Annotated in this window: 30 protein-coding genes; 1 reads left to right on the forward strand and 29 read right to left on the reverse strand. The window is 51.8% G+C overall.

The features are described from left to right. Window positions 1–3: 3 nt before the first annotated feature. The 22 genes from bioD to ACO0K9_RS23250 all read right to left on the reverse strand — a co-directional run bounded on the left by bioD (window position 4) and on the right by ACO0K9_RS23250 (window position 20,672). Complete coding sequence (gene bioD / locus ACO0K9_RS23145) at window positions 4–711, reverse strand: dethiobiotin synthase (protein ID WP_422988864.1); 708 nt, start codon at window positions 709–711, stop codon at window positions 4–6. Continuing rightward, window positions 711–1,997 (reverse strand): 8-amino-7-oxononanoate synthase, encoded by a 1,287-nt coding sequence (bioF, locus tag ACO0K9_RS23150; protein ID WP_422988866.1) that lies wholly within the window; start codon window positions 1,995–1,997, stop codon window positions 711–713. The genes bioD and bioF overlap by 1 nt, the downstream gene beginning before the upstream one ends. Next, entirely contained in the window at window positions 1,994–3,331 is a 1,338-nt protein-coding gene (bioA, locus tag ACO0K9_RS23155) for an adenosylmethionine--8-amino-7-oxononanoate transaminase (protein WP_422988947.1), read from the reverse strand. Before bioA ends, bioF begins: the two co-directional genes overlap by 4 nt. 50 nt (window positions 3,332–3,381) lie before the next feature. After that, window positions 3,382–3,909 carry a DUF1569 domain-containing protein gene (locus tag ACO0K9_RS23160; RefSeq protein WP_422988868.1) on the reverse strand — a complete coding sequence of 176 codons (528 nt, stop codon included), beginning with the start codon at window positions 3,907–3,909 and terminating at the stop codon, window positions 3,382–3,384. A 36-nt stretch (window positions 3,910–3,945) separates the two neighbouring features. Next, on the reverse strand, window positions 3,946–4,725 hold the full coding sequence (locus ACO0K9_RS23165) for an enoyl-CoA hydratase/isomerase family protein (protein WP_422988870.1): 780 nt from the start codon (window positions 4,723–4,725) through the stop codon (window positions 3,946–3,948). Window positions 4,726–4,759: 34 nt separating this feature from the next. Next, a complete protein-coding gene (locus ACO0K9_RS23170) occupies window positions 4,760–6,418 on the reverse strand; it encodes a S1C family serine protease (RefSeq protein WP_422988872.1) in 1,659 nt (552 codons plus the stop codon). A 4-nt stretch (window positions 6,419–6,422) separates the two neighbouring features. After that, a complete protein-coding gene (locus ACO0K9_RS23175) occupies window positions 6,423–6,983 on the reverse strand; it encodes a hypothetical protein (protein WP_422988874.1) in 561 nt (186 codons plus the stop codon). Between the two features lie 150 nt (window positions 6,984–7,133). Continuing rightward, window positions 7,134–7,637 carry a hypothetical protein gene (locus ACO0K9_RS23180; protein ID WP_422988876.1) on the reverse strand — a complete coding sequence of 168 codons (504 nt, stop codon included), beginning with the start codon at window positions 7,635–7,637 and terminating at the stop codon, window positions 7,134–7,136. A gap of 40 nt (window positions 7,638–7,677) precedes the next feature. Continuing rightward, the gene (locus ACO0K9_RS23185; RefSeq protein WP_422988878.1) at window positions 7,678–8,529 is read right to left on the reverse strand and encodes an alpha/beta hydrolase family protein; all 852 of its coding nucleotides are present in this window, start codon (window positions 8,527–8,529) and stop codon (window positions 7,678–7,680) included. Between the two features lie 270 nt (window positions 8,530–8,799). After that, window positions 8,800–9,273: a hypothetical protein gene (locus ACO0K9_RS23190; RefSeq protein ID WP_422988880.1), complete on the reverse strand. Its 474-nt coding sequence runs from the start codon at window positions 9,271–9,273 to the stop codon at window positions 8,800–8,802. A gap of 15 nt (window positions 9,274–9,288) precedes the next feature. Beyond that, window positions 9,289–10,911, reverse strand: a complete 1,623-nt coding sequence (locus tag ACO0K9_RS23195) for a carboxyl transferase domain-containing protein (protein WP_422988882.1) — start codon at window positions 10,909–10,911, stop codon at window positions 9,289–9,291. 8 nt (window positions 10,912–10,919) lie between these two features. Next, window positions 10,920–11,303: a YchJ family protein gene (locus ACO0K9_RS23200; RefSeq protein WP_422988884.1), complete on the reverse strand. Its 384-nt coding sequence runs from the start codon at window positions 11,301–11,303 to the stop codon at window positions 10,920–10,922. A gap of 2 nt (window positions 11,304–11,305) precedes the next feature. Continuing rightward, the gene (locus tag ACO0K9_RS23205) at window positions 11,306–11,701 is read right to left on the reverse strand and encodes a rhodanese-like domain-containing protein (RefSeq protein WP_422988886.1); all 396 of its coding nucleotides are present in this window, start codon (window positions 11,699–11,701) and stop codon (window positions 11,306–11,308) included. 89 nt (window positions 11,702–11,790) lie between these two features. Then, on the reverse strand, window positions 11,791–12,924 hold the full coding sequence (locus ACO0K9_RS23210) for an acyl-CoA dehydrogenase family protein (protein WP_422988888.1): 1,134 nt from the start codon (window positions 12,922–12,924) through the stop codon (window positions 11,791–11,793). Between the two features lie 73 nt (window positions 12,925–12,997). Next, window positions 12,998–13,666 (reverse strand): SDR family oxidoreductase, encoded by a 669-nt coding sequence (locus ACO0K9_RS23215; protein ID WP_422988890.1) that lies wholly within the window; start codon window positions 13,664–13,666, stop codon window positions 12,998–13,000. Window positions 13,667–13,820: 154 nt separating this feature from the next. Then, window positions 13,821–15,002 carry an acetyl-CoA C-acetyltransferase gene (locus ACO0K9_RS23220; protein ID WP_422988892.1) on the reverse strand — a complete coding sequence of 394 codons (1,182 nt, stop codon included), beginning with the start codon at window positions 15,000–15,002 and terminating at the stop codon, window positions 13,821–13,823. An 81-nt stretch (window positions 15,003–15,083) separates the two neighbouring features. Further along, a complete protein-coding gene (aceK, locus tag ACO0K9_RS23225; RefSeq protein ID WP_422988894.1) occupies window positions 15,084–16,865 on the reverse strand; it encodes a bifunctional isocitrate dehydrogenase kinase/phosphatase in 1,782 nt (593 codons plus the stop codon). Between the two features lie 13 nt (window positions 16,866–16,878). Beyond that, entirely contained in the window at window positions 16,879–17,814 is a 936-nt protein-coding gene (locus tag ACO0K9_RS23230; RefSeq protein ID WP_422988896.1) for a pyridoxal-phosphate dependent enzyme, read from the reverse strand. A 26-nt stretch (window positions 17,815–17,840) separates the two neighbouring features. Then, window positions 17,841–19,025 (reverse strand): isovaleryl-CoA dehydrogenase, encoded by a 1,185-nt coding sequence (locus ACO0K9_RS23235; protein WP_422988898.1) that lies wholly within the window; start codon window positions 19,023–19,025, stop codon window positions 17,841–17,843. Window positions 19,026–19,292: 267 nt separating this feature from the next. Further along, on the reverse strand, window positions 19,293–19,763 hold the full coding sequence (locus ACO0K9_RS23240; protein WP_422988900.1) for a PaaI family thioesterase: 471 nt from the start codon (window positions 19,761–19,763) through the stop codon (window positions 19,293–19,295). A gap of 119 nt (window positions 19,764–19,882) precedes the next feature. Further along, window positions 19,883–20,197: a hypothetical protein gene (locus ACO0K9_RS23245; RefSeq protein ID WP_422988902.1), complete on the reverse strand. Its 315-nt coding sequence runs from the start codon at window positions 20,195–20,197 to the stop codon at window positions 19,883–19,885. A gap of 79 nt (window positions 20,198–20,276) precedes the next feature. After that, on the reverse strand, window positions 20,277–20,672 hold the full coding sequence (locus ACO0K9_RS23250) for a MerR family transcriptional regulator (protein WP_422988904.1): 396 nt from the start codon (window positions 20,670–20,672) through the stop codon (window positions 20,277–20,279). A gap of 197 nt (window positions 20,673–20,869) precedes the next feature. Between ACO0K9_RS23250 and ACO0K9_RS23255 the strand changes: the two genes are divergently transcribed. Beyond that, window positions 20,870–21,943 (forward strand): MBL fold metallo-hydrolase, encoded by a 1,074-nt coding sequence (locus tag ACO0K9_RS23255; RefSeq protein WP_422988906.1) that lies wholly within the window; start codon window positions 20,870–20,872, stop codon window positions 21,941–21,943. 36 nt (window positions 21,944–21,979) lie between these two features. Here the strand turns inward: ACO0K9_RS23255 and ACO0K9_RS23260 are convergent, their stop codons facing one another. The 7 genes from ACO0K9_RS23260 to ACO0K9_RS23290 form a co-directional block, all read right to left on the reverse strand. After that, entirely contained in the window at window positions 21,980–22,453 is a 474-nt protein-coding gene (locus ACO0K9_RS23260) for a nuclear transport factor 2 family protein (protein WP_422988908.1), read from the reverse strand. A gap of 13 nt (window positions 22,454–22,466) precedes the next feature. Beyond that, window positions 22,467–22,814 (reverse strand): GFA family protein, encoded by a 348-nt coding sequence (locus tag ACO0K9_RS23265; protein ID WP_422988910.1) that lies wholly within the window; start codon window positions 22,812–22,814, stop codon window positions 22,467–22,469. A 71-nt stretch (window positions 22,815–22,885) separates the two neighbouring features. After that, window positions 22,886–23,308, reverse strand: a complete 423-nt coding sequence (locus ACO0K9_RS23270; RefSeq protein WP_422988912.1) for a VOC family protein — start codon at window positions 23,306–23,308, stop codon at window positions 22,886–22,888. Window positions 23,309–23,442: 134 nt separating this feature from the next. Then, window positions 23,443–23,967: a hypothetical protein gene (locus ACO0K9_RS23275; protein WP_422988914.1), complete on the reverse strand. Its 525-nt coding sequence runs from the start codon at window positions 23,965–23,967 to the stop codon at window positions 23,443–23,445. Next, on the reverse strand, window positions 23,957–24,508 hold the full coding sequence (locus ACO0K9_RS23280; RefSeq protein WP_422988916.1) for a 2OG-Fe(II) oxygenase: 552 nt from the start codon (window positions 24,506–24,508) through the stop codon (window positions 23,957–23,959). The genes ACO0K9_RS23275 and ACO0K9_RS23280 overlap by 11 nt, the downstream gene beginning before the upstream one ends. Window positions 24,509–24,529: 21 nt before the next feature. Then, on the reverse strand, window positions 24,530–25,351 hold the full coding sequence (locus ACO0K9_RS23285) for a glutaminyl-peptide cyclotransferase (protein WP_422988918.1): 822 nt from the start codon (window positions 25,349–25,351) through the stop codon (window positions 24,530–24,532). Between the two features lie 170 nt (window positions 25,352–25,521). Continuing rightward, window positions 25,522–26,778 (reverse strand): diguanylate cyclase domain-containing protein, encoded by a 1,257-nt coding sequence (locus ACO0K9_RS23290; RefSeq protein ID WP_422988920.1) that lies wholly within the window; start codon window positions 26,776–26,778, stop codon window positions 25,522–25,524. Between the last annotated feature and the right edge of the window lie 145 nt (window positions 26,779–26,923).

Below are 26,923 nucleotides of genomic sequence, written 5' to 3' on the forward strand. Positions count from 1 at the left end.
CCTTCACTTCAATACACTCAAATCCAGATACGAGGCAGCGTTCAGCGCTTTCTGGTGGTCCGGAACGTTCAAACGGGGAATATGTCCAAGCAATGGCGCAGCGAGGCGCGTACGCAGGGCATTGATATTTTCATCCATGTACAGCATGGATGGATCGACGGTATTGGCGACCCAGCCGCATAGCGTCAAGCCACGCGCCCGGATGGCTTCTGCCGTCAGCAGGGCATGGTTGATGCAGCCCAGGCGTACACCCACCACCATGATGACCGGCAAATCCAGTGCCTGTGCCAGGTCGGCGGTCGTTACTTCCGTATTCAGCGGCACACAGAAACCACCCACACCTTCCACCACCACGGCATCTGCCTGTGTACGCAATTGCTGATAGCACTGCATTATGTGAGGCAGGGTGATATCCACTTTTTCCAGTGCGGCCACAATATGCGGTGCGGCCGGCGCTTGCATCAGGTAAGGGCAAACCAGTTCCTGCGACGCAGCGACATTGGCTGCTGCCATCAGGGCATCTACATCTTCATTGTGCCAAACACCATCACGCAGGCTGGCACCAGCAGCAACCGGCTTCATGCCGACGGCACGCCAGCCCTGAGTCTGCATCGCATGCAACAGAGCAGCACTGACCAGGGTCTTGCCGATTTCGGTATCGGTACCAGTCACAAACAAATGCTGATGCACATGATGCAGATCGGCCGCCATCAGGCAACCTCCGCAAAGCATTGGGCAACATAGCTCATCTGGTCTAGCCGATTGATGGCCTGTACCAGTTGCAATACCTGCACTTCGGTATGTGCCGCCGACAGGGTCACGCGCAAACGCGCTGTCCCTGGCGGTACGGTTGGTGGGCGTATGGCGCCTACCCACAGCCCCTGGTCCATCAGGTTGCCGGCCGCTCTTAACATGTCGGCATTGTCGCCAATGACGACGGGTTGTATCGCGGTATCAGACGGCATGCCCTGCCAGACTTGCAGGTGCAGGCCATTGCGGAACAGGGCAATCAGTTTTTGCAAATGAGCACGTCTTTGGCGGCCTTCTTCACCGGCGATGATGTCAATGCTGGTCAACAGTGCATGCGCCAGCGCTGGTGCGGCTGCCGTGGTGTAGATGTACGCACGCGCCCGCTGTACCAGCCATTCAATGACGGTGGCGTCAGCGGCAACAAAAGCACCGCCAACACCGGCAGCCTTGCCCAGCGTACCCATATAAACCAGATTGGGGGAACTGATCTGCAAATGTTCGAGCACGCCACGACCATGCTCACCCAATACGCCAAAGCCATGCGCATCATCAACGATGAGCCAGGCATCATAACGCTCGCAAATTGCCAGCAACGGAGCCAGTTCAGCAATATTGCCATCCATGCTGAAAACGCTGTCGGTGATGACCACCCTGTGCTTGGTCTTGCATTGTTGCAGCATGCGTTCCAGCACTGCGTAATCACGGTGCGGGAAAACCTGCACCGTCGCCCGCGACAGGCGTGCGCCATCGATCAGGGACGCATGATTCAGGGCTTCAGAAAATACCGTCGTATCCTTGTTGATTGCCAGCGCCGTGATGACGGCCAGGTTGGCCATATAACCGGTACAAAAATACAGGGCGCGGGCATTCTCTATATACGGTGAGACAAACTCTGCCAGGCGGTCTTCCAGCACGGCATGGGCGCGGCTATGGCCGCTGATCAGGTGCGAAGCACCACTACCTACGCCATACAGTGCAGCACCTTCCTGCAAGGCTTCTGCCAGTTTGGGGTGCGCAGCCAGGCCCAGGTAGTCATTGCTGCAAAACGCCAGCAAATCACGGCCATCGGCGCGCAGGCTGGGGGCAGACGGTGTTTCTACCGTGCGACGTTGACGCAATAAATGCTTTTGACCCAGCACATCGAGTTCTTGCTGCAAGCCCTGTACCAGCGACCGGCGCTGACTGGCGATACGTAGATTGCTGGCAGCATTGCCAACGCCTGTTCCATTCTTGATGACATCTGTCATGCCATTACCTCTTCAAATACTTGTTTGGTCTTGTTTGCCAGCAAACTCATTTCATCCTGTTCCAGGATGTAGGGCGGCATCATATACACCGTGCGGCCTATCGGTCGCATTAATAATTCATGTTTCAACGCCGCCGCAAAAAAACGGCGTGAAAATGTCGTTGCGCGTTCTGCATCATCCACTACCGCATCAAAAGCGATGATCATGCCTTGCTGGCGGAAGTGCCGCACGCGGGTATCGGTTTTCAAATCAGCGAAAGCTGCATTCAAAAATGCAGCCTTGACACGATTCTTTTGCAAGACATCGTCGTCTTCAAAAATCGCCAGGGTCGCCAGCGCCGCACGGCATGCCAGCGGATTGCCGGTGTAGGAATGCGAATGCAAGAAACCGCGCCGCACATCGGCATCGTAAAATGCCTGATACACAGTATCCGTTGTCATCACCAGCGACAAAGGTAAATAACCACCGCTGATGCCTTTGGACAAACACAAAAAGTCTGGCCATATCTGCGCAGATTCACAGGCAAAGAAGGTGCCGGTACGGCCACAGCCAACGGCTATTTCATCGGCGATCAGATGCACCTGATACTGGTCGCACAGTTCGCGCAGGCGCTTCAGATACACCGGGTCATGCATGGCCATGCCGGTGGCACATTGCACCAGCGGTTCTATGATGACGGCAGCAATCTTGCCTGCTCTTTCCTGCAATTTTGCTTCCAGTGCGGCGGCGGCGCGCAAAGCGACATCAGCCGCGGTTTCACCAGCTTCAGCCAGACGGGCATCGGGTGAAGCCACCACATGCGCACGCTGCAACATGGGGCCATAAGCCTCACGGAACAGGCTGACATCCGTCACTGCCAGCGCGCCCACGGTTTCACCATGGTAGCTGCCCTGTATGCAGATAAATTCCTGCTTGTCTGTCTGGCCGCCATTGCGCCAGGCATGGAAACTCATCTTCAGGGCGATCTCGACTGCCGATGCACCGTCCGAAGCATAGAAACAATGGCCAAGTGCATGATTACTCAATGCCGATAATTTTTCCGATAACTCGATGACAGGCGCATGGGTGAAACCGGCCAGCATCGCGTGTTCCAGCTTGTCGAGCTGGTCTTTCAATTCGGCATTGATACGCGGATTGGCATGGCCAAACAGATTCACCCACCAGGAACTGATCGCATCCAGGTAAGGCTTGCCTTCCATATCAAACAGCCATGCACCACGGCCATGGCTGATGGGGATCAGCGGCACGGTTTCATGATGCTGCATCTGGGTACACGGATGCCAGACATGCTGCAGGCTGCGTGCTACCCAGTCATTTTTTTGATTCAAATTTATTCCCGACACATTTATTTTACTAAGCTAATTACTGGTTACTGCATACGGTCTCAAGCCTGAGTCTGTATAAGCTTCAAATGATTTTCTATATGCATGACATGAGCTTTGGCAAATTCTGCCTTGCTCAAACTACCATAAGCAAAATGCGGCTTGATTTCGCCTGCATACTGTTCAAATTTCTGTAATGCAGCGATCACCATGTCGATGGCTGCGTTGGCATCACCACTCTCGGCGATGGCGGGCGCACCCGGTATCGGTTCACTCAAATTATGCGTCATCGCACCGGCCACTGAAAAAGCATAAAACGCCGCCGCACCGGCGGTGTTCTGGAAAGTTGGCGATTTCATTTCCGGGTAACCCGACATCGAATAATCGATGCTTTGGGCCAGATGTACGAACACCTTATGGGGTGACCAGCCGCTAGTGCTGGTCAGTTTGCCCGTTTTCAAGGCAGACAAACGCGCCTGCATCCCGGCCACAGTGGTGACTACCACCGTAGATTTGCGATAACTGGCCACACCGGCAACAGCAAGCAGGGACGTGGCAAGACCGGTCAACAGTACTGTTCTTTTTTTCATGTTTGCTTTGCCTCGTTTCCGCCTATTTTTTCAACATTAAATCAGCCAAGCTGGCTTACGCTTCTCCAGGAAGGAGCGTACACCTTCACGGCCTTCATCAGAAGCGCGTATCTGCGCGATGCCTTCCACCGTTGCCGCCATCAGTGCCGGGGTCAACTCGCGGCTGGCAACATCCTGCACCAGGCGCTTGGCCTGTCTGACCGCATTTGGGCTATTGCTGACCAGGGCCTTGACGATCTCGGCCACTCTGGCATCCAGCGCCTCTGCCGTCACCAGCTCATGCACAAAGCCTGTGCGGTGCGCCTCTGCCGCCGTAAACCGCTCGGCAGTGATGAAATAACGGCGCGCCGCATTTTCGCCCATGGCCTTGATGACATAGGGCGAAATCGTCGCTGGTATCAGGCCTAGTTTGACTTCGCTGAGACAGAAATTCGCTGTATCCACGCTGACAGCAATATCACAGGCCGCCACCAGCCCCATGCCACCGGCATAACAATCACCTTGCACTTTGGCAACAACCGGTTTGCTGCAGATATAGATGGTATGCAACATTTCCGCCAGTTGGCCGGCATCCGCGAGGTTTTCCTCATGGGTGTAATCGGCCATCTTTTTCATCCAGTTCAGGTCCGCCCCAGCACAAAAAGCAGGACCATTCGCGGCCAGCACAATAGCACGAATGCTGTCATCCTTATCCAAATCACGGAAAACCTCAGTGATTTCAGCTATCGTTGTTTCATTAAATGCATTCCGTACGTCAGGGCGATTCAGCGTGACTGTCACAACAAAAGCGTCATTTCTGAGGATTAGATTACTCATATTCTTTTCACCTGAATTGCCTTATTTAAATACATTATTTTTTGGTGGAATCATCAGTTTCTTTGCCGGTATAGACCACTACGCCATTTACGGCATATAAATAGCAGCGTCGCTTGTAATAATTTTCGCATTCTTGCAAGATGCGCACATGGGGTTCAAGTGAGACTTTGGGATCTTTTGGATTCACACCATACGAAGAAAATCCGCCTCCCGCTTCGGTGACGGCAAAAGCTCTGGGAAAGCTTTGCTGTAGAAAATCTTCATAGGACTTGCGTGCACCAAATTTGTCCAACTTGCCGACATCGCTGATATCTGCATAAGTTGTTGTTGGCGGCACCGGCGAATTAAAAAGATAGGCATCTATCCCTTTTACATACTTGAATACCACATCGCCGTCTACAGCATAGAGTGCGCAAGTTTGCTTGGCTTTTCGTTCGCACAGCGTCAATGCGCGCACATGTGGCTCTGCGGAATCGGGATTTTTAACATCAAAACCTGATGCCCAGTACCAAATCCCCTGAGGGCCAACAGCAAAAGCACGAGGAAACGCCTTGTTCAAGAATTCTTCATACCCTTTTCTTGCGCCAAATGCATCTAATTTTTTCACGTCACTGATATCTGCATAAGAACTTGGTGCGGGCACAGGTGTTCTTTTCAAATAGACCGGATTATTGGAATCAGTCACTTTCTTTTCCTGATACACAACGATGTCATCCACCGCATACAAGCTGCAATGACGCTTATGAAATGCCTCGCATTCTGTCACAACCCTTGCATGTGGATCAGGGGACAATGTTGCGTCTTTAGGGGTTGTGCCATTGGTAGAAAACCATCCTCCCCCATCGGCAAGCGCAAACGCACGCGGTAAACCTTTTCCGAGAAATTCTTCGTAACCCTTCCGGGCTCCAAATTGATCCAGTTTCGCCACATCTGATATGTGTGCGAATCCAGAAGCCGGTGGTATCGGCGTTCTTACGGCAGATGCTTGCCTTGCTTCTGGTTTAATGTTGCCACCGCCCGCTGCGGCGCTGTTTTCAAACTTTGCCAATGCCGCAGCACTACGTGCTGGTAATTCACGTAGTAAATTTGAAGGTATGGCCAAACTCAGATTTTGTCCTTTTGTATATACTGCAGCTGTAATACCAATTAATCTCCCTTCTTCGTCAAATAAGCCTCCACCACTAGACCCAGGTGAAATCGGTGCTGAAATCTGTATATACCGCAGTATGTCTTTGTCGTCCTTACGCAAGGACGATATCAAGCCATCACTTAAAGTTCTCTCCAGGCCAATGGGATTACCTATGGTGTAAATGTGCTGCCCCACAGCAAGTTTGTTGCTATCGCCAAGAGCAACAGCGGGTGCCTTGAGGTTGCGTGCTGTAATCTGGCATAAATCACGTTCCACATCGATATATTGCAACTTTGCTTCTAAGGTGACATTTTCCTGTTTGATACTTATCTTTTTCGCTTTTGCGATAACGTGACAATTGGTAATCAGCGATTCCGGTTCAATCACTACGGCGCTACCCAGTGCAAATTCTGCACCCAGCGCATCCTGACTCGAAACGCGCCATACACTGGGAGCGGTACTGGCATAAAATTTATCTGGAGCCATCGCACTTGCCTGACTGGTCAACAAGCTTAGCAAAAATATTCCGCTTGCTAACTTGATAGTCGACGAAAATTTCAACATATAGTCACTTACCTGGCAAAAGATCTTTGAAGTCATCCAAGCTCGGTTTGTTGACTACTGCAGTAACTCGCTTAGCTGAACTCAAAGGCTCGCACATCTGATTTTTGGGCTGGCGTCTCAACAGGCTTTGTTCGATTTGAGGTGCATTTGGGTTACTGATGTCATAGACGATGACAGAGCAACCTTGCTCATCAAGTTTTCCGTATAACTGATAAATATGTCCTGATACAGGTTGGAATGACTCAATGACCTGGCAAACCTTGCCATTTCCCCCACCGATAAAACGTGTTGTAAGCAAAGCGCCTGTTTTTAACGAAGTAGTTAAATTGCTGTTCGATCCTTGCCCTGCTGCAACAACCCGTGGGCCTGTGCAATTAACGGCGTCATCATAAATACTGAGCGAATAAGCAAAACTCTGCAAAGCATCTGCCTTAAACAGCAGTTTTGCAGTTGCGGCACCGCTCGGGGCCAAATAGGTGGGTGCCGTCCCACATGCAGAAATTAACATTGACACAACAAAAAGGGGCGCTGTGCGCAAAAAGACGGTATTTTTCCGCTTTATCATAGGTAACATCCTTCAAATTCTGTAAAAAACAGTCACTATATATTGAAGAGCAAACATTATTCAACCAAGCTAGCGACAAGTTCCGCTTGACATACATAGTCCAGGTATTTTTCGCTGTTTTAGGACGTCTTGCTCCAATTTGCTTACTGTTTATTTCTTCAAAGGCAAGCACATCGCACTTTTTACAGAACGGGTAACCAGAGGCACGATAAACATCGCCTTCGCATCCGTCGCATCGACTATGTTTGCACCGCAACCACCACGGCCAGTCGCAGCATCCAGCACATACGCGTGACCGGCTCTTGGTACAAAGCTGAAATTGAGTTTACATGAGGTCTTGCCCATCACTTCAAAATAACCAAAAGTCGTCCACTTATCTGCTACCAGCTTGGTCGCCGAGATATTCACTTTTCCAGCGTCGTCGATAACGGTCTTTGCCCCGGAGCAAGATTCGGCATCATCATAGATGTACAAGTTGAAACTTTGACCCTGCGCCGCCGTAATCCTGACCGCCAGATCAGCTACCGGCCCGCTTTGCGGAGCCACATAAGGTGTCGTTACGCAAGCAGTCGACAACACCGCCGCTGCCAGCAAAGACAAGATGGTTTTTACTTCAGGCTGACGAAGACTGGGGAAGCGGGAAAGATTGATCATCTGCTTGTATTGTTTATTTTTTAATCAAATGCCAAATATACTATTTGCCAGCAGGAAAACCGTTTTCATCCAGGAACCGGCTGACGACAGGTTCCCATATCTTCATACCAGATGCAAACAGGGTATGACCATCCTTGGCAAAGGCTGGCAGCAAGACATACTCGGCCTTGCCCCCAGCGCTCACAAAGGCAGCATGCCAGGCCTGGCTATACCTGGGGCCGAAATATTGGTCATTTTCGGTGTAAATCCATAGCATGGGTGCCCTGGCACCAGCGCCAAAGCTGCCATACATTTTTTCCAGTTTGCCTGGCTGACAAGGCTCACCCGGACGCTCAGCAGGAATACCACCCGCGCCCCCGGCAAAATTGATCGCCGCCAGCAAGCCGGCCGGATTTTTAGCCGCTGTCGCCACCGTGCTATATCCACCAACAGACTGGCCGACGATCAATACCCTGCTGGCATCAACATGGCTCTGCTTTTTTGCATACGCAAGCACGGCCAGGATCTCGGTGCTGGCTGCTTCGGCCGCTGGCCCATAGCTTTTGTTATTGCAACTGCCACTTTCTTCCGGATCAGGCGTAGTTCCTTTTTCACCATAGCCTATACGTGTAGGCTCAAAAACAGCAAAGCCGCGCTTGACGAAAAACCTGACCTGCTGGGTATACCGGAAACGTGGTGGCTCGGCACGATTGGTCGCGCTACGACCATGGTTCAAGATCACTACGGGGAAAGGCCCAGGCCCCGCCGGTTTGAACGCCGTCACCACCACTTCACCAGAAATATCACGCCCATACATATCTTTCACGGCGACCGTCAGCGTGCTGACCGTTTCACTGATATCCGTTGCCCATTTAATCGGCGTCTTTGCCGGCGCAGCCTCTTCTTGCGGCATGGCAAACGCCATTGCATTTGCGCCCGTTAGACACAACAGGCAAGCTGTATAAAAAAAGGATTTTTTAAAGATAGTGGACATTGGCTTAGCTCAGATGCAAGGCATTGCGTACATAAGGGCAATTCTGCGTGAGTTTTACCACACGTTTCGCCACACGTTTCGCCAGTTTCAACTCCAGCACATCCAGGCTTCCCATTTCCATACGGCTCTTTCTATTCGTTCTCATCGTTGACAGGTGCACGCGCTGATTTTATGCCTGCACTTCGGCGTTTATTGCTTGAGGTACGGACAGGTATTGTCCCCGCTATCCCGTTGAATGATGGAAACAGGTAAGGGTGTTTTCGTATCCGTTCTATCCCATAATTTGACATTGCAGTGACCCGTAGTCGTTACGGTGTCCAGTACATATACATGACCGTTTTTTCCGAAAAAACTGAATCTCATAGAACACGAGGCGCGGTTATTCATCTCCACATAACGTAAAGTCGTCAGTTTTTCGGCAGCTACTTTAATTTTCGAGACAATAATCTTGCTTTTGTCACTGACTATCGATTGCTCGCCAGAACATGATTCCGCATTTTCGTAGGTGTTCAAGTAAAACAGCGTTCCGCGTGCCGGCCGCATTCTCACTACCATTTCCGCAGTGTTTCCACTTTGCGGTTCAACATAGGGTGGAGTGGTACAGGCACCCAGGATCAGGGCAGCAACAATAATCAACAGACTCGGCTTAAATTTTTTTTCCATGATCGCTTTCGCTATTTACATGCGGAACACACCAAACTTCACGTCCGGTATCGGCGCATTCAGTGCTGCCGACAAGCCCAGGCCCAGCACCATGCGGGTATCAGCCGGATCAATGACACCGTCATCCCACAGGCGGGCCGATGCATAATAAGGATGACCCTGATGCTCGTACTGGTCTTTGATAGGTTGCTTGAATGCGGTTTCTTCTTCGGCTGACCAGTTGCCGCCCTTGCCTTCTATGCCATCGCGCTTGACGGTCGCCAGAACACTGGCGGCTTGCTCACCACCCATGACGCTGATACGCGCGTTCGGCCACATCCACATGAAGCGCGGCGAATAAGCGCGACCACACATGCCATAGTTGCCGGCACCAAAACTGCCGCCGATGATGACGGTGAACTTGGGTACATTCGCGGTCGCCACTGCCGTCACCATCTTGGCGCCATTGCGAGCGATGCCTTCGTTCTCATATTTACGGCCCACCATGAAGCCGGTAATGTTTTGCAGGAACACCAAAGGTATCTTGCGCTGGCAGCACAGTTCTATGAAATGCGCACCCTTCAATGCCGATTCAGAAAACAGAATGCCGTTATTGGCGATGATGCCAACCGGCATACCATGGATATGCGCAAAACCGCAGACCAGGGTGGTGCCATAGCGCGCCTTGAATTCATCGAAATGGCTGCCATCGACAATGCGGGCGATCACTTCACGCACATCAAATGGCTTGCGTGTATCGACCGGGATGACGCCATACAATTCTGATGCCGGAAATTTCGGTTCTTCGACTTCTTTCATGACCACGGTTTGTGGTTTCTGCCGATTCAGGTGCGAGACGATGGTACGTGCCAGTGACAAGGCATGTGTATCATTTTGCGCCAGGTGGTCCACCACGCCAGACAGGCGCGTATGCACATCGCCGCCACCCAGGTCTTCAGCACTGACGACTTCACCGGTGGCAGCCTTCACCAGCGGTGGGCCACCAAGGAAAATCGTACCCTGGTTCTTGACGATAATCGATTCATCACTCATTGCCGGCACGTAAGCGCCACCAGCAGTACACGAACCCATGACCACGGCGATTTGCGGTATGCCCCTGGCTGACATGTTTGCCTGGTTGAAGAAGATGCGGCCAAAGTGATCACGGTCCGGGAAGACATCATCCTGATTCGGTAAATTCGCACCACCACTATCGACCAGATAAATACAGGGAAGGTTATTCTGTTCGGCGATTTCTTGCGCACGCAAATGCTTCTTGACGGTCATCGGGTAATAGGTGCCCCCTTTGACGGTAGCATCATTACAGACAATGATGCATTCTTGCCCGGCCACGCGGCCTATGCCGGTGATCACACCGGCAGAGGGGGCGGCATCGACATCATTCTTTTCCTTGTACATGTCGAAGGCGGCAAGTTGTGAAAATTCCAGGAAAGGCGTACCGGCGTCGAGCAGCATTTGCACGCGGTCACGCGGCAGCAATTTGCCACGCGCCAGATGTTTTTTACGCGCATCGTCACCACCGCCCAAAGCAATTTTGGCGATCTTTTCTTTCAGGTCATCCACCACCGCTTGCATGGTCGCTGCATTGGCCTTGAATTCTTCAGAGCGGGGATTGAGCTTGGAATCTAAAGTTGTCATTATTTTTTTCACTTTTCTGGAAAACTGCCATCCACGTAAAACCATTTACCGTCATACCGCACAAAGCGACTGAGTTCATGCAATCTGTGTGCCTTGCCACCTATCTTGTAACGGGCAACAAATTCGACTGTCGCTGCATCACCATCAGGCTTGAATTTCTTCACTTCCAGGCCCAGCCATTTGGTTGGTTCATCATGCGTAATGCGCTCCCTGGGACAGGTTCTTTCATCCCAGGTGGCACGCAAGTAAGCTTCATCATTCAGGGTGTAGGCACAATAGCGTGAACGCATCAGTGCTTCTGCCGTCGGTGCCACGGTTGCGCCGCTGATGTACGGGCCGCAACACTGTTCAAGATTTTTATTCGAGCCACAAGGGCATGCTTTACTGCTCATTATTACTTTTTACTTTCCTTGATGGCGACTGGGGCACCGGCTGCCTTCCAGGCGGTAAAGCCACCGTCAATATGGGCCACATTTTCCAGTCCCATGTCTTGCACGGTCTTGGTTGTCAGGGCGCTACGCCAGCCGGCGGCACAAAACAGGATAAATTCTTTTTTCTCGCCGAACACGGGTTTGAAATACGGTGAATCCGGGTCAACCCAAAACTCTATCATGCCGCGTGGTGCATGATAAGCACCGGCGATAATGCCCTCGCGTTCCAGTTCACGGATATCGCGTACATCAATGAATTGCACATTGGCGTCTGCCAGCTTGGCCTGGGCTTCCGCCACGCTATAGGTTTTGATCTCGGCGTGGGCTTCATCGACCAACTGCTTGTAACCTTTTTTCATGTTGTCTCCGTTATTTTTAAGACCTCTCACCACAGAGGCTCAGAGACACAGAGGAGAACTTAAGAGAAAATCTCTGTGTCTTCTATAGACTAACCAGCCAATGCGCGTCCAATCAGAATTTTTTGAATATCTGACGTACCTTCATAAATCTGGCAAACCCGCACGTCACGGTAAATGCGCTCTACCGGGAAATCGCTGACATAGCCATAGCCGCCGTGGATTTGTATCGCATCCGAGCAGACCTTTTCAGCCATTTCTGAAGCAAACAGTTTTGCCATCGCGGCTTCTTTCAGACAGGGCTTGCCGGCATCTTTCATGCTGGCTGCATGCCAGATCAACTGGCGTGCTGCTTCCAGTTGGGTCGCCATGTCGGCCAGTTTGAATTGCACGGACTGGTGTTCAAAGATCGCTTTGCCAAAACTGGTCCTGTCTTTGGCATAAGCCAGTGCTGCTTCAAATGCTGCGCGCGCCATGCCTACCGATTGCGAGGCGATGCCTATGCGGCCACCTTCCAGACCGGACAGGGCAATCTTGTAGCCCATGCCTTCTTCACCTATCAGGTTTTCTGCCGGGATGCGACAATTCTCGAACAGGATTTGTGCCGTGTCTGACGAATGCTGGCCCATCTTTTGCTCCAGGCTGGCGACGATATAGCCCGGCGTGCTGGTCGCTACCCAGAAAGCGCTGATGCCCTTCTTGCCTGCTGCTTTATCCGTGACGGCCATGACAATGGCGACATCGGCATATTTACCGCTGGTGATGAATTGCTTGACACCGTTGATGACGTAATGATCACCATCGCGCTTTGCTGTCGTACGCAACTCGGATGCATCGCTGCCTGCATGGGGTTCGGTCAGGCAAAAAGCGCCCAGCATGTCGCCTTGCGCCAGCGGTGTCAGCCATTGCTTCTTTTGCGCCTCATTCGCATACATCATGGCGATACTGCAGACCGGGCAATTGTTGACGGATACCACGGTAGAAGTACCGCCATCACCGGCCGCGATTTCTTCCAGCACCAGTGCCAGCGACAGATAATCCATGCCTGCACCACCAAATTCTTCTGGCACGGCCACACCATAGGCACCCATTTGCGCCAGTTCTTTCAATTCTTCTGCGGGAAAATGATGTTCTCTGTCCCAGCGTGCCGCATTGGGCACCAGACGTTCCTGGGCAAAGGCGCGCACGGTGTCGCGTATCATTTCGTGTTCTGGTGTGAGTAGCATGATGGTTCTGTTTTCTATTCTATGGATGCTGTGCTATGGATGCTGCGCTATTGATGCAGTACTTGTGACCGATTTACCAGCCATGTTCAGCGCCTGTATATTGCAAATATTTGCCATTGTCGGCTGGCTTGAGTGCAGCCAGTGTCTGGCGTATGCCAGCAACGCTGACATCCACAGTAATTTCTGCGCCACTGCCACCCATATCAGTTTGTACCCAACCTGGATCCATGGCGACACAAATCGCTTTTTCGGTGCTTAACGAAACATCCTTGAGCACAGAATTCAATGCCGTCTTGCTGGCACGGTATAACCAGCCAGCCGGATTGCTGCGTTCGCCTATGGATGCCATGCTGGAAGAAAGCACCGCCAGCCTGCCGCGAGCGTGTTCCACCAACGGCAGCACGATGGGCAATATGCGCATCGCAGCCCATACATTCGTATGCATGACAGCATCAAACTGTTGCTGGTCGGGTGCTGTCAGGCCGTCTGTCCGTGGTCCAAACACACCTGCGTTCAAAATTGCCACATCCAGCTTTTCATCATCCAGATGCCGGCCCAGACCGGCGCAATCATTCAGGTCAGTTACATCCAGCGGCAGGGCTTCGCAGCCTGCGGACTGCAAAGCCGCCAGATCTTCTTCCTTACGTGCGGTGGCAATAACACGCCAGCCTGCTGCCTTGTATTGCAGGGCCAGTTCATGGCCGATACCGCGTGACGCACCGATGATTAAAGCGACTGGCATAGAGTTTCCCGGTTAGTTTAGCTCCTTCCCCTTCAAGGGGAAGGTTGGGATGGGGATGGGTTTCTGCCGCAATTTAATTTGCGGCCAATCAACCAAACCCCATCCCCACCCCAACCCTCCCCTTGAAGGGGAGGGGATTCGAAATTAATTTCGCTTAAACCATCTCAATTGCGAGCGCGGTCCCTTCCCCGCCACCAATGCAAAGCGAAGCCACACCACGCTTCTTGCCCTGCTTCTTCAAGGCACCCATCAGGGTAATAATGATGCGCGCACCAGAAGCACCAATAGGATGACCCAGCGCACAGGCACCGCCATGTACATTGATCTTGTCATGCGAAATACCCAGATCCTTCATGGCAGCCATAGGCACGGCAGCAAAAGCTTCATTGATTTCAAACAAATCCACATCTGCTGTCGTCCATCCCAGTTTCTTGTACAGCTTCTGGATAGCCCCGACCGGGGCGGTGGTGAACCAGCCTGGTTCTTGTGCATTGCTGGCATGACCGAGGATTGTTGCCAGTGGCGTCAGGCCCAGTTCTTTCGCTTTCGATGCACGCATCAATACCAGTGCAGCGGCACCGTCATTGATGGAAGAGGAAGAAGCAGCCGTAATCGTGCCATCTTTTTTGAATGCCGGTTTCAGTGAAGGGATCTTGTCCAGCTTGGCTTTCAGCGGGCCCTCGTCCTTGTCGATGACGACGTCGCCATTGCGGCCAGATACCGTCACTGGTGCGATTTCCCATGCGAAAGAACCATCGGCAGTGGCGGCCTGTGCGCGTTTGACAGAGGCAATCGCAAACGCATCCTGGTCTTCACGGCTGAAATTATATTTGGCTGAACAGTCTTCGGCAAAGGTGCCCATGGAACGGCCCTTGTCGTAAGCATCTTCCAGACCGTCGAGCATCATGTGGTCATACATCATGCCATGGCCTATGCGATAACCGCCACGCGCCTTGGGGATCAGGTAAGGGGCATTGGTCATGGATTCCATACCGCCAGTGACGACCACTTCATTGCTACCGGCGCTGATGGAATCAAATGCCATCATGGTCGCCTTCATGGCCGAGCCGCACATCTTGGACAGGGTGACGGCACCGGTGGATACCGGCAAACCCGCCGCCAGCAAAGCCTGACGTGCCGGCGCCTGACCCTGGCCTGCCATCAGGCAATTGCCGAACAAGACTTCTTCTACCAGTTCCGGCTTGACGCCAGAACGCTCAACCGCAGCCTTGATGGCAACTGCACCCAGCTGGCTGGCCGTCAGCGAAGAAAAATCGCCCTGAAAAGCGCCCATGGGGGTACGCGCGGCACCAACGATTACGATAGGATCATTCATCTTGTTCTCCAAAAATAAAAGCAGATTGACTGCCTGACTGATGAGGGGTGGCTCGCCATGAAACGGGCAAGCGCATATTTTCTAAGTTGTACTGCTGGCCTGATTGCAAAAGCGGATTTCCTGCGGATACGGGAACACATCATCCACTTTGCCATCGACGATGCGCTTCTTGCGGGCCTGCCAGTACTCGGCGGTCAGCAAATCCGCGTGATGCTTCATAAAATATTCTTTGACGTTCTTGTTCCCCAGCAGGAAAGTACCAAACTGCTCGGGGAAGACATCGTTTTTGGCGACCGGATACCAGGGCTCGGCAGACATCTCGTCTTCTTCATTGCGCGGCAAAGGTATCTTGCGGAAATTGCAGTCGGTGATATATTCGATTTCATCATAGTCATAAAACACGACACGGCCATGGCGGGTCACGCCAAAATTCTTGTACAACATGTCACCGGGAAAGATATTCGCTGCCACCAGATCCTTGATGGCGCTGCCATATTCTTTCAAGCCATGTTCCATGGCAGCCATGTCACCACTTTGTTCGGCTTCGGTCAACCAGATATTCAGCGGTGTCATGCGGCGTTCTATGTACAGATGCTTGATGACGACTTCATCATCATTCACTTCCAGCAGCGATGGGGCATATTGCCTGATCTCGGCCAGCAAATCTTCCGAAAATCTTGCGCGAGGAAAAGCCACATCCGAATATTCCAGTGTATCTGCCATGCGGCCCACGCGGTCATGGTTTTTCACCAGCAGGTATTTTTCCTTGATTAATGCCTTGGTGGTTTCCTTGGGAGGCGGAAAACTGTCCTTGATCAGTTTGAATACGTACGGGAAAGACGGCAGTGCAAACACCAGCATGACCAGACCACGGATGCCAGGCGCGGCTTCTATGCGGTCAGATGAGTATTTAAGGTGATGCAGGAAATCGCGGTAAAACAGATTCTTGCCATGTTTTTGCAGACCTATCATGGTGTAGATTTCACTACGCGGCTTCTTCGGCAGGATGCTGCGTATAAATTGTACATAGGCTGACGGTACTTCCATGTCCACCATGAAATAAGCACGCGTGAAAGAAAACAAGACCGTAATCAGCATGCTGTCAAAAATCACGGTATCAAGCACCAATTCCCCCTTGCGTTTGTGCATGACAGGCACGACAAACGGGTATTCACGATTACCGTTGATGCCCTTGCCTATGATGTAGGCAGATTTGTTGCGGTAGAACAGACTGGCCAATACCTGTATCTGGTGGTTGGGTTCCAGCTTGGCGGTACCGAAATTCTCACGCAGACGCGCTTCCACCAGCGCCACATCGCGGTCCAGGTCTTCAAATTTTGCTTTCAGCTGGAAATTGGTGACGATGCGCTTGATGGTAAAGTTCAGGCCATCTGTCGCCGGGTAATACACGCGATAACTGGGTGGTGTATCTTCGCTTTCCAGATATTCGGTCGAGGTTGCCGGGCGCACAAAGATGAAATCATTGTGATAATAATTTCTGTGCAGCAGCTTGGTACAAACGGTATTAAAAAAGGTCTCTGCCAGTTCGGGGCGCAGATGATCGATCAGCATGCCCATGTAATGCAGTTTGACTTCACGCCAGACTTCATCGCTGAGATCTTCTTCTGCATATTCATCTTCCAGCGCCTGCACACATTCGCGTACGCGCGTGTCGTAATAACCGATACGTTCGCGTGCAGCGATTTGTGCGCCGCGCCAGTCACCTGTTTCAAATTGCTGCTTTGCCCTTTGGCTGCTGGCCCTGAACAGGTGGTAATGCTTGTCAAAACCATCGAGTATTGACCTGGCGATGTCAAAGGCTATTTGCGAAGACAGCAACTTGGGGAAATGGGTGTTGGGCATGGTCTGGGCTCATTCAGTTTACTGCGGGTTGGAACTGGTTTTTCCAAGCCTGTAGTTTACCCAAATCCACGGCAATACCACCACAAACCACGATCAGTGGTTTTTTAAACACTGCCAGCACCGGCAGGTTTTGGTAAGCAACTGCCAATGCCGCACCACAGGCCGGCTCCACCAGGGCCAGCATATCGTCGGCAAAGTCCAGGCAAGCCTGCACGGCCTGGGCATCACTGACGGTGACGGTGTGGATAGTGCGCTTGCGTGTCCAGTCAAATGCCTGTTGCGCCACCTTGCGCGCACCCAGGGTGCTGGCGATGGAAGTAATCGCCGGCAAAGTCACCAGCTCACCAGCCTGCACCGCTGCGTGCAACGACGCTGCGCCTTCGGTTTCAGAGGTGATGATGGGGATGTGGCCCAGACCATTGCGTTCCAGCCCCAAAGCAATGCCGCTCAACAAGCCACCACCACCAACCGAACAGATGACTACATCAAAATCCAGCTTGCCTGCCACTTCATCGATCAGCGTCGCATTGCCATCCCAGATATCGACATGGTCAAACGGTGGGATGTAGACAGCACCAGGCTGTTCACACAGGCGCAGCGCGGCTTGATTGGTTTCATCCCAGACACCACCTTCAACGATGACGGTCGCACCTATCGCACGAATTGCAGCACGCACGCTTTCATGCGTAGTCTGTGGCACCAGGATGGTAGTTTGTACGCCCAGCGCAACACCTGCCACGGCAGCCGCAAAACCGGCATTACCACCAGAGGGGCAAACAAAATGCCTGGCCCCGTTGGCAGCAGCACGCTGGCACATCAGGCCTATGCCGCGCAATTTGAACGAGCCGGAAGGCTGGGTGTTTTCCATCTTCAGCCAGACTGGCTTGCCCAAGCTGGCGGACAGCCGCCGATGTTCAAGCAGAGGCGTAGAAATATGCAATTGCGTCATAAATTGACCAGTGTAGCGTAATTGACTTATTTGGTTTCAGCAAACAATTCACGGCCTATCAGCATGCGGCGTATCTCGCTGGTGCCGGCACCGATTTCATACAGCTTGGCATCGCGCCACAGGCGACCCACCGGGTATTCATTGATGTAGCCATTGCCACCCAGGGTCTGGATTGCTTCCCCCGCCATCCAGGTGGCTTTTTCTGCGGAATACAAAATCGCCCCGGCAGCATCCTTGCGCAGGGCGCGTACTGCTTCTGGCGTGGTGGCGCGGTCACAAGCCTGGCCAACGGCATACACATACGCCTTGCAAGCCATCATGGTGGAATACATGTCCGCCAGCTTGCCCTGCATTAACTGGAATTCGCCAATAGGCTGGCCGAATTGCTTGCGGTCATGCACATAAGGTACTACCGCATCCATACAGGCTTGCATGATGCCCAAAGGGCCGCCGGACAGGACTGTGCGTTCAAAATCCAGGCCAGACATCAGGACATTGACACCTTTGCCCAGACCACCAAGCACGTTTTCTGCCGGTACTTCGCAATCCTCGAACACCAGCTCACCGGTATGCGAGCCGCGCATGCCCAGTTTGTCGAGCTTTTGCGCAATGCTGAAACCTTTAAAACCTTTTTCTATGAGGAAGGCGGTCATGCCACGCGGCCCGGCTTCCAGATCACTTTTGGCATACACCACCAGGGTGTCGGCATCCGGACCGTTGGTGATCCACATCTTGGTGCCATTCAATACCCAGCGGTCACCCTTCCAGTCAGCGCGCAGCTTCATGCTGACCACGTCGGAACCGGCATTCGGCTCAGACATGGCGAGCGCACCTATATGTTCACCAGTAATCAGTTTTTGCAGGTATTTGGCTTTTTGTTCTTCCGTGCCATTGCGCTTGATCTGGTTGACGCACAAATTTGAATGGGCGCCATACGACAGGCCCACAGAGGCCGACGCACGCGAAATTTCTTCCATGGCAATGATATGCGCAAGGTAACCCATATTCGCGCCACCGTATTCTTCACTGACGGTCACACCCAGAATACCCAGATCACCCATCTTGCGCCACAAATCCATGGGGAACTGGTCGCTGCGGTCGATCTCGGCGGCGCGAGGGGCGATTTCTGCTGAAGCAAATTGCTGCACGGCTTCACGCAAAGCGGCGATATCTTCGCCATGATCAAATGTCAAACCTGGTAAATGGAGCATGTCGTCCTCACACTTTTATAAAATTGAAATTCGCTGGCTTATGCGAGCTTATATTTAAGCATGCCAGCCATAGTACTGCTTTCAGCTACCAACAAGAACCGGCACCAGCCTCTTAGAACGTGTTTACGATCTGTAGCGAGCGAGCGTCAGCGGGGTAAGGGTAACAAAAACACCGCGCAAAAAGCGGAATGTACTTATAGTACATGAGCATTTTGAGCAGCGCATGAGCCCCGATCACGCCCGCGCAGTAAGATCGTGAACATGTTCTTAGATTTTTGAATCCGCCTTGGGTATAACAAACAAAGTCTGCTGCATGATGGCACAGAGTTTTTCCTTACCTTCATGTACGACAAAAACCTCAGCGCTGGACACCACCAGGGTTTTACCTGCCTTCAATACCTTGCCACGGGCAATCAGGGTATCGCCCTTGCCAGGTGCAACAATATTGATCTTGTATTCTGCAGTTAAGCACTCACTCACAGGCAACAATTGTGTATTCGCTGCATAACCACCGGCTGCATCAGCAATTGTGCCAATGACGCCGCCATGGAAATAGCCATGCTGCTGACTTACCACCGCGCTAAACGGCAGGCTGATTTCGCAGGCACCAAGGGTAATGCTGGCCAGACGAGCATTCCAGGCCTTCAATGCGCCTTGCGCATTGAAGCTTTCCAGCAAGCTCAGGGCGAGTTTGTGATCCAGTGCAGCGGCTGTCTGATATGTTGCCTGATTACTCATAAAATCTCCATAGCGACGGGAAAACCAGCTCAGGCAAAAATAATACGACTAATTGACGTTTACGTAAACGTCAATTCGACAATTTGATGCTTTTCAGTTTGACTTCCCCTTCCCACCCATTATTTAGCGTTGACCTGAGGACGGAAAAAATAGCGGGATACATTCCATACACCACATAAAAATGCCAGGTAAAGCGCACTTACGCCGTAAATGATACCCATTTGATGGTCATTGCCACTGTTGATCTCAAACAAAGTGGCAGCAATGGTCTTATGCGACATAAAAACGCCAAAACCCAAGGCCAGCAATAGCAGACATACGCCCATCAATATCAGCCGAATGGCATTTTTTACGGTAACTTTTTCCGGATAGCGTGCTGCATAAAAGACGAAGCCGACCGAGAAAAATTGTAGATTGAGCAATAATTTAAGCATCTTTGCCTGCTTTCTTCAAATGGCGATTGCACATAGGTCCGTACTGAAGTCAGCACTTAAGCCAGCACGCCCGTCAACTCTATGTCGGCCGGGTCGCTGTCTGCGCCAACAGGCTGCGGCTTTCTTCTTCATGCGCGCTGATTTCCGCCAGCATGACTTCGATGTCTTCGCGCTGCTGCTCCAGCGCTGCCCTGTGTCTAGCCAGCACCACCAGAAAGCTCTGCAGTTGTACCTCGGTATCCTTGGGGGAGCGGTACATATCGACCAGGCTTTTGATGTCCGACAGGCTCAGGCCCAGGCGTTTGCCACGCAGGGTCAGTTTCAGATGGGTGCGTTCACGCGCTGTATAGATGCGATTGCGCCCGCCCGGCCCTTCGCGGCTGGGGTTAAGCAAACCCTGGTCTTCATAAAATCGTATCGCACGTGGCGTAATGTCAAATTCACGGGCAAGGTCGGTAATGGTGTAAGTGGCCATGGTCAAAGTCTGTTGAAAAAACACAGAAAAGATTTTCTGATCGCAAATTGTTGTTAACTACACTTTACGTTAACGTCAAATATTTTTAAATCGCATTGTAGGCTATTCCAGCGCTTCTGGAGTCGCGCATAATGTTAGGACTGAGCAACCACAGAGATGCTCATGCACTCACAATAACAACAGAGACAGGTCAGGCCATGAACTTACTGGAACAGCAACTGCACTATCCTTTTGGTGAAACCCTGCCAGACACCGCCAAAACCATAGAAATTGCCCCGGGGGTACTGTGGATACGCATGGGCCTGCCATTTGCGCTGAACCATATCAATCTATGGCTGCTGGAAGATGAAATTGACACCGGGCAGGGACCGGTACATGGCTGGACCGCCATCGATTGCGGCATCGCCAGTGATGCCACGCGGGATGCCTGGGAAATCCTGTTTGGTGACCTGAACAACCACCTGCGCGGCCTGCCCATCGTTCGCGTCATCGCCACCCACTGCCACCCCGACCATATAGGACTGGCTGACTGGCTGTGCAGCCGCTGGAATGCACAACTGTGGATGACAGCGGGCGAATATGCGTTTGCCCGCATGATGTCGGCCAGCCTGCCCGGCGCGGACGGTACGGCGATGTTCCCGCATTTTCGCAAACATGGCCTGGTTGATACCGCCATGCAAGAACAGATACAGGAAAGAAAGAACCATTACACCCGGCTGGTACCAACCGTACCGACCGCCTATCACCGCCTGCAGGAAGGCATAGCTGTCATCATCCATCAGCGCCCCTGGCAAATCATCTGCGGCTTTGGTCATTCACCCGAACATGCTTCGTTGTATTGCGCCGAATTGAATATCCTGATCTCAGGCGACATGTTGCTGCCGCGCATTTCCACCAATGTCTCGGTGTTTGCGATCGAGCCGGAAGCCAATCCGGTACAGCAATACCTGGATTCACTGCAAAAATACCTGCCGCTGCCAGAAGATGTACTGATCCTGCCGTCGCATGGTAAGCCCTTCAAGGGCCTGCACACACGCGTACAGCAATTACAAGACCATCATGCCGAGCGGCTGGAAGAAGTCAAGGCGGCCTGTGCGACAGCACGATCCGCCATGGACATTGTCCCCATCATGTTCCGTCGCCCGCTGGATGCCCATCAACTGACTTTTGCCATAGGCGAAGCGCTGGCGCATTTGCACAAGCTCTGGTATGACGGTATCTTGCACCGGCAACAGGGCAGTGACGGGGTCATGCGTTTTGTGGTGAAATAATTCTTGATGTGTACTGCACACCCCTGGCTTACATGCTCATGGCTGAGGGATTTTGCTGATTTGCACGCTGACTATTTTCCATTTGCCATTGCGCTTGATATAGATGTCGATATAGCGGTAATGTGATTTGAAAGGCTTGCCATCATAACGCCCTGTCATGTGGCTACGGCCACTGAGCAGGGCGACATTGTCGTACAGGCGCACTTCAAAATCTTCAACTGTATAGGGATCAAGCACCAGTTTGTCTGACACTAATCCATCGACGAAACTGGCCTTGGTTTCGATATCACCACTGCCATCGATCTGACGGAAATCTTCCGTCATATTGGATTCAATTGCGGCTCTGTCCTTGCGTATTATGGCCTGGTCCCAGGCATCCGACAGCCGCTTCAGTTCGGCTACCACTGCGGCGCGGTTTTGATCTGCCGGATCAGCCGCATAGGCAGGTAATACATACAGACTGGCGACGGCCAACAATATCCAAAGCTGGCCCAGATATTTTTTCAGCATACCGACCATACTCTTACAATGCACGGCCATCATAGTGATGCACAGGGATGGCCGCCAGATCTATATCTTCCAGGCAGCGGATATTGACGGCTGCCACGCGATTGCCTTTGGGATCTACGCCTTCAGCATAAGGATGCATACCGCAGGTAGGGCAAAATTTATGATGTATCACATGCTTATTGAAGTCGTAAGTACTGGCTGCATCTTCAGGTGTCATCAAGTGAAAGTGATCACGCGGCACAAACCACAGCAATGAACCCTTGCGCTGACAGATGGAACAATTGCAGGCGAGTGCACTTCCTATCTCACCTTCTACTTCAAATGCGATTTTGCCGCAATGGCAGCTACCTTTATGCATCATATACAAGCCCCCAAAAATGAAAAGAAGTGGTTCATAGCAAGAAAACAGTGGGCCAGTTCAGCCCATCTGGTTTAGCTTTGCCAGTATTCACCAGGACGATAATCGCCGAAATACCAGAGATGGCCTTCCGGGTCGAGCACCATATAACCGCGTGCGCCATACTCTTCCGTTTGCAAGGGACGTACCAGTTTGGCACCGGCAGCAATAGCCACCGCATGATGGGCATCCGGGTCAGCCACATACACACTCAGCGCCTGCGAAATACCGGTCAAAGACCGGGGGCTGACATGCCGGGTTTCTACCTTGGGAGAACTGATCATGATCACGCCTGTGCCCAGGCTCAATTCTGAATGTTCGACGCGATTACCTTCCCCCGGCACGACAAAACGGCAGGTAAAGCCAAAAGCCCGCACCAGCCAGTCTATGGCGGCAGGCGCATCATCATAAATCAGGCTGGGATGGATATCGGAGGGGGTGCGATAAGACGGGGACATCCTGCTCTCCTGAAGACATGCGTTGGGGGACATGCGTTGAGACTTGTCTGAAAACTGATTGCGACAAGAACTCACTTTATATACAAAAAAGCAAGTTACTGCAAGCATATACGCAATCTGCTTATGTGTCCGTATTACTTTTGCGCATCCCTTTCACGGCAACTGAGTGCCGCATAATCGACTTTGGGTAATTTATTCCTGATGCCATAGGTCTTCAAGGTGCCAATCACATCCGCATGTGGGGTCAAAGTACAGGCATTCTTTTCCGCAAAATCATGCATGGTCCTGGTATCGCCATTGACCTGTACCACCAGGCCCAGGCCAGGGCTGACACAACAGCCGACATAGGTATCCATGTATTCTTCTTCCAGCAAAACCAGTGGATGTCCCAAGAAACTGGCTGGTTTGCGCAAGAGATAAAAATCGACATAATCAGCGCGCGCGTCAGCCTGTTTACTCAGTATGCCCGCACGCTTGTAAGCGACAATCACTGGCCTGGATTTCGCCAGTCTTTCCGGGCCATTGTTTTTGATGCTCAATGCCTGCACCAGACGCACTTCCAAACTTGCTTCGCCAGTAGCAAAAACCACTACTGGCACGATAGTCAAAGACAGTAGCAGCACCCGAGCCAGTTTCGCCCACGTTTTTTTAAATGTCATCATATAAAACATCTGAACGAAGCACGTATTTAAAAGCATTCTCAATCGCCCGGCCTTCATGCCAGGTATCGTGGATAAAGAATAAAGCAGATCCGGTTTTTGGCTGTATGCAGACATCACGAAAATCTGTAGTACCGCCGATGAATTCTTCGTTTAAATAAACCAGCATGGTCAGCTTGCTGATCAAACCGTCTTCTGTCCATGGCCCATCTTTGTGCATTTTAAAACGCTGACCAGCAGCATATTTATAAAAGCGCAAATCCCTGGGTAAGCCACATGCCTGCTGTCCATCCAACATCGGCAGGCTAATGCGTGACAAACGTTGCCATAGCAACGCTACCCATTCCGGAGATGCCACCATCACCCGCTCATTATTCCTGACCATGGGCATGGATTTTTGTCCTTCACTGGTACGGACACCAGCGGCAACAAAGCCTTGTTTTTCAGCAAGCGCAATCAATTGCACACATTCGTCTGGGGCAAGAAATTGATCAACAGAAAAGACTCTGTCGTTATGTCTGACGATATTCATGTCTGCCATGTCGAAATCATTGGCGCTTGATTAGCGTTTGACCAGACGAATTTCATAAATCCGTGGCCACAATTTGCCAGTCACAAACAGCCGGTCATGTGCGGCGTCGTAGGCGATGCCGTTAAGCACATCAGGATTGCTCATCATGCGTTCACGTATGGGTAACAGGCCGCTGAGGTCTATCCAGGCAGTCACATTGCCGGACTTGGGGTCTATGCGGGCAATCTTGTCGGTTTGCCAGATATTGGCGAACACTTCGCCCTTGACCCATTCCAGCTCATTCAACTGATCGACCGGTTTGCCGCGTGCCGTCACCTTGATCCTGCGCACCTCGGCCAGGGTTTCGGGGTTCAGGAAGCGCAATTCTGCCGTGCCATCGCTCATGATGATTTCACTGTCATTGCGCGCCAGCCCCCAGCCTTCACCCTTGTAGGTAAATTCCTTTTGAAAGGCGAAGCTGTTCAGGTCCAGTACATAGCCCGCCTGCGATGTCCAGGTAATGCCGATCAGGCGGTTATCCCAGTAAGTAATGCCTTCACCAAAAATTTGCTTGGGCAAGTCGATCTTTTGCAGCACTTCACCGGTTTCCAGTTTCACCTTGCGGACCGATGAATGCCCCTGCAAACCAGTGCTCTCATACAAAAAGCCATCCTTGTAAAACAGGCCCTGGGTGAAGGCATTGGCGTCATGCGGATAGCTGTTCACCACCTGATAACCATAGGTGGGCAAGGCGGATGTGATAGCCGACGTCGCGGTGGCCGCGCTGGCTGGCTGGCAAACTGCCATGCAACACACGACCAACCCGGCCAGCAGGTTGCGGAATGAATGGCGGGGCATCTTGCTATGTGTCATGCGTCTATCCTGGATGTAAGACCGGATACAAGATTGTCCGGCTTCAAACGGGAAAGAATAGATATTTTTTGTGGACCTGTCACCCAGTTTTACTTAACGTGACAAATAAGTCTCTCGTCAGTCAGGCAGCGCCGTTTTATTCCGGCTGCACGAGAATTAAATCAAATTTTTTACGATGCTGTTGCCACCATCACGCAATTGCGCCCGGCAGCCTTGGCGGCATAGGTGGCATCGTCGGCGCGCTTGAGCAAATGTTCCCTTGTTTCCTTGCCATCCCACTGTGCCAGACCAAAACTGCCTGTCACTGCAGAAGGGTTTTCTGTCGCTTGCTGTTCCATCCGTCGACGTAAATTATCAGCCAGCAATTTTGCAGCGGCAAGCGTGGTGGCAGGTAACAGCAGAGCAAATTCTTCGCCGCCTATGCGCGCCAGATGATCCACGGAACGTAGTGCCTGGCTGATCGTGGTAGCTGTAGTACGCAAGACCATGTCCCCCTGGGCATGACCATGGGTGTCATTGATTGCCTTGAAATGGTCAAGGTCAAATACCAGGAGTATCAAAGGTGTTCCGTGATAACGTGCTGCGTCCAGCTCCATCTGAAAACTGTCCATGAAAGCGCGACGATTCATCAGACCTGTTAGCGCATCGGTACTTGCCAGCCGGTTCAGCGTCACATTTTGCAGACTCAATGGATTGAGCACCCAATATTGCAACAGGATGTTGAGCGTAATAAATAAAAGGGCGAAGACGCCCACCAATGGCCATAAAAAATTCCTGAACGCAGCAGCACTACGTTCATTTGAGCGTTCGAGAGGAATGGTAACGATCTGCACACCAACGATATCATTGAGCTTCCAGCCATACCCGTGGCTGCTGCCATAGATCTTGACCATGGCTGCCGGCGCGTCTTGCACACGACCATGACAAGCCATGCAGGATGCCTCCTGGATTTGAATTGGCCGCAGCAGGTGCAGCGTCTGATCCCGAATATGTACTTCCGCATTCTCATCGGCATACGGGATACTGCCATCACGATATTTCTCTATGACCTCTTTCAGCCAGGCTTCTTGCGGCACATTTGCCAAATTGAGGGGATTCAGCACGGCCTCTTTGTAGTGATAGCCCGGATAGGATTCAAACAGGATACGCAAGGTTTCGGTTGAGGCGAAAGAGGGTATCCCCCCGGCCCTGAATTCGTCTGGTGGCAACTGATCAAAATTGGGGCTGATGTGCTTGGAAGAAAATGATCGCACTGCAAATGCGGCACGCAAAGCAAGTGTCGCCTCGTACTTTACTTCTTCCAGCGTCGCTTTTTGTACCTCATGTTTGTAATACACGGTAGCCGTCACTAACGCCAAAGCGAAAGTGAGCAACAACACCAGATTGAATTTGACACGGAAACTCATCAGCGCACCCAGTCCATCCATACTGACTCATTCTCCCAGAATAGATCAGGAAAAAGTAGAAAAGACAGGTAGTTTGCAGTTTCTTGCAGTTGGGCAGGATTATCTGTTGCGTCGACGAGAAAACGCTTTAACTTATTGTCGTTTTTTAAATGCCAAACCCATATCG

The organism is Undibacterium sp. Ji50W, assembly GCF_049340445.1.
Lineage (GTDB): Bacteria > Pseudomonadota > Gammaproteobacteria > Burkholderiales > Burkholderiaceae_D > Undibacterium.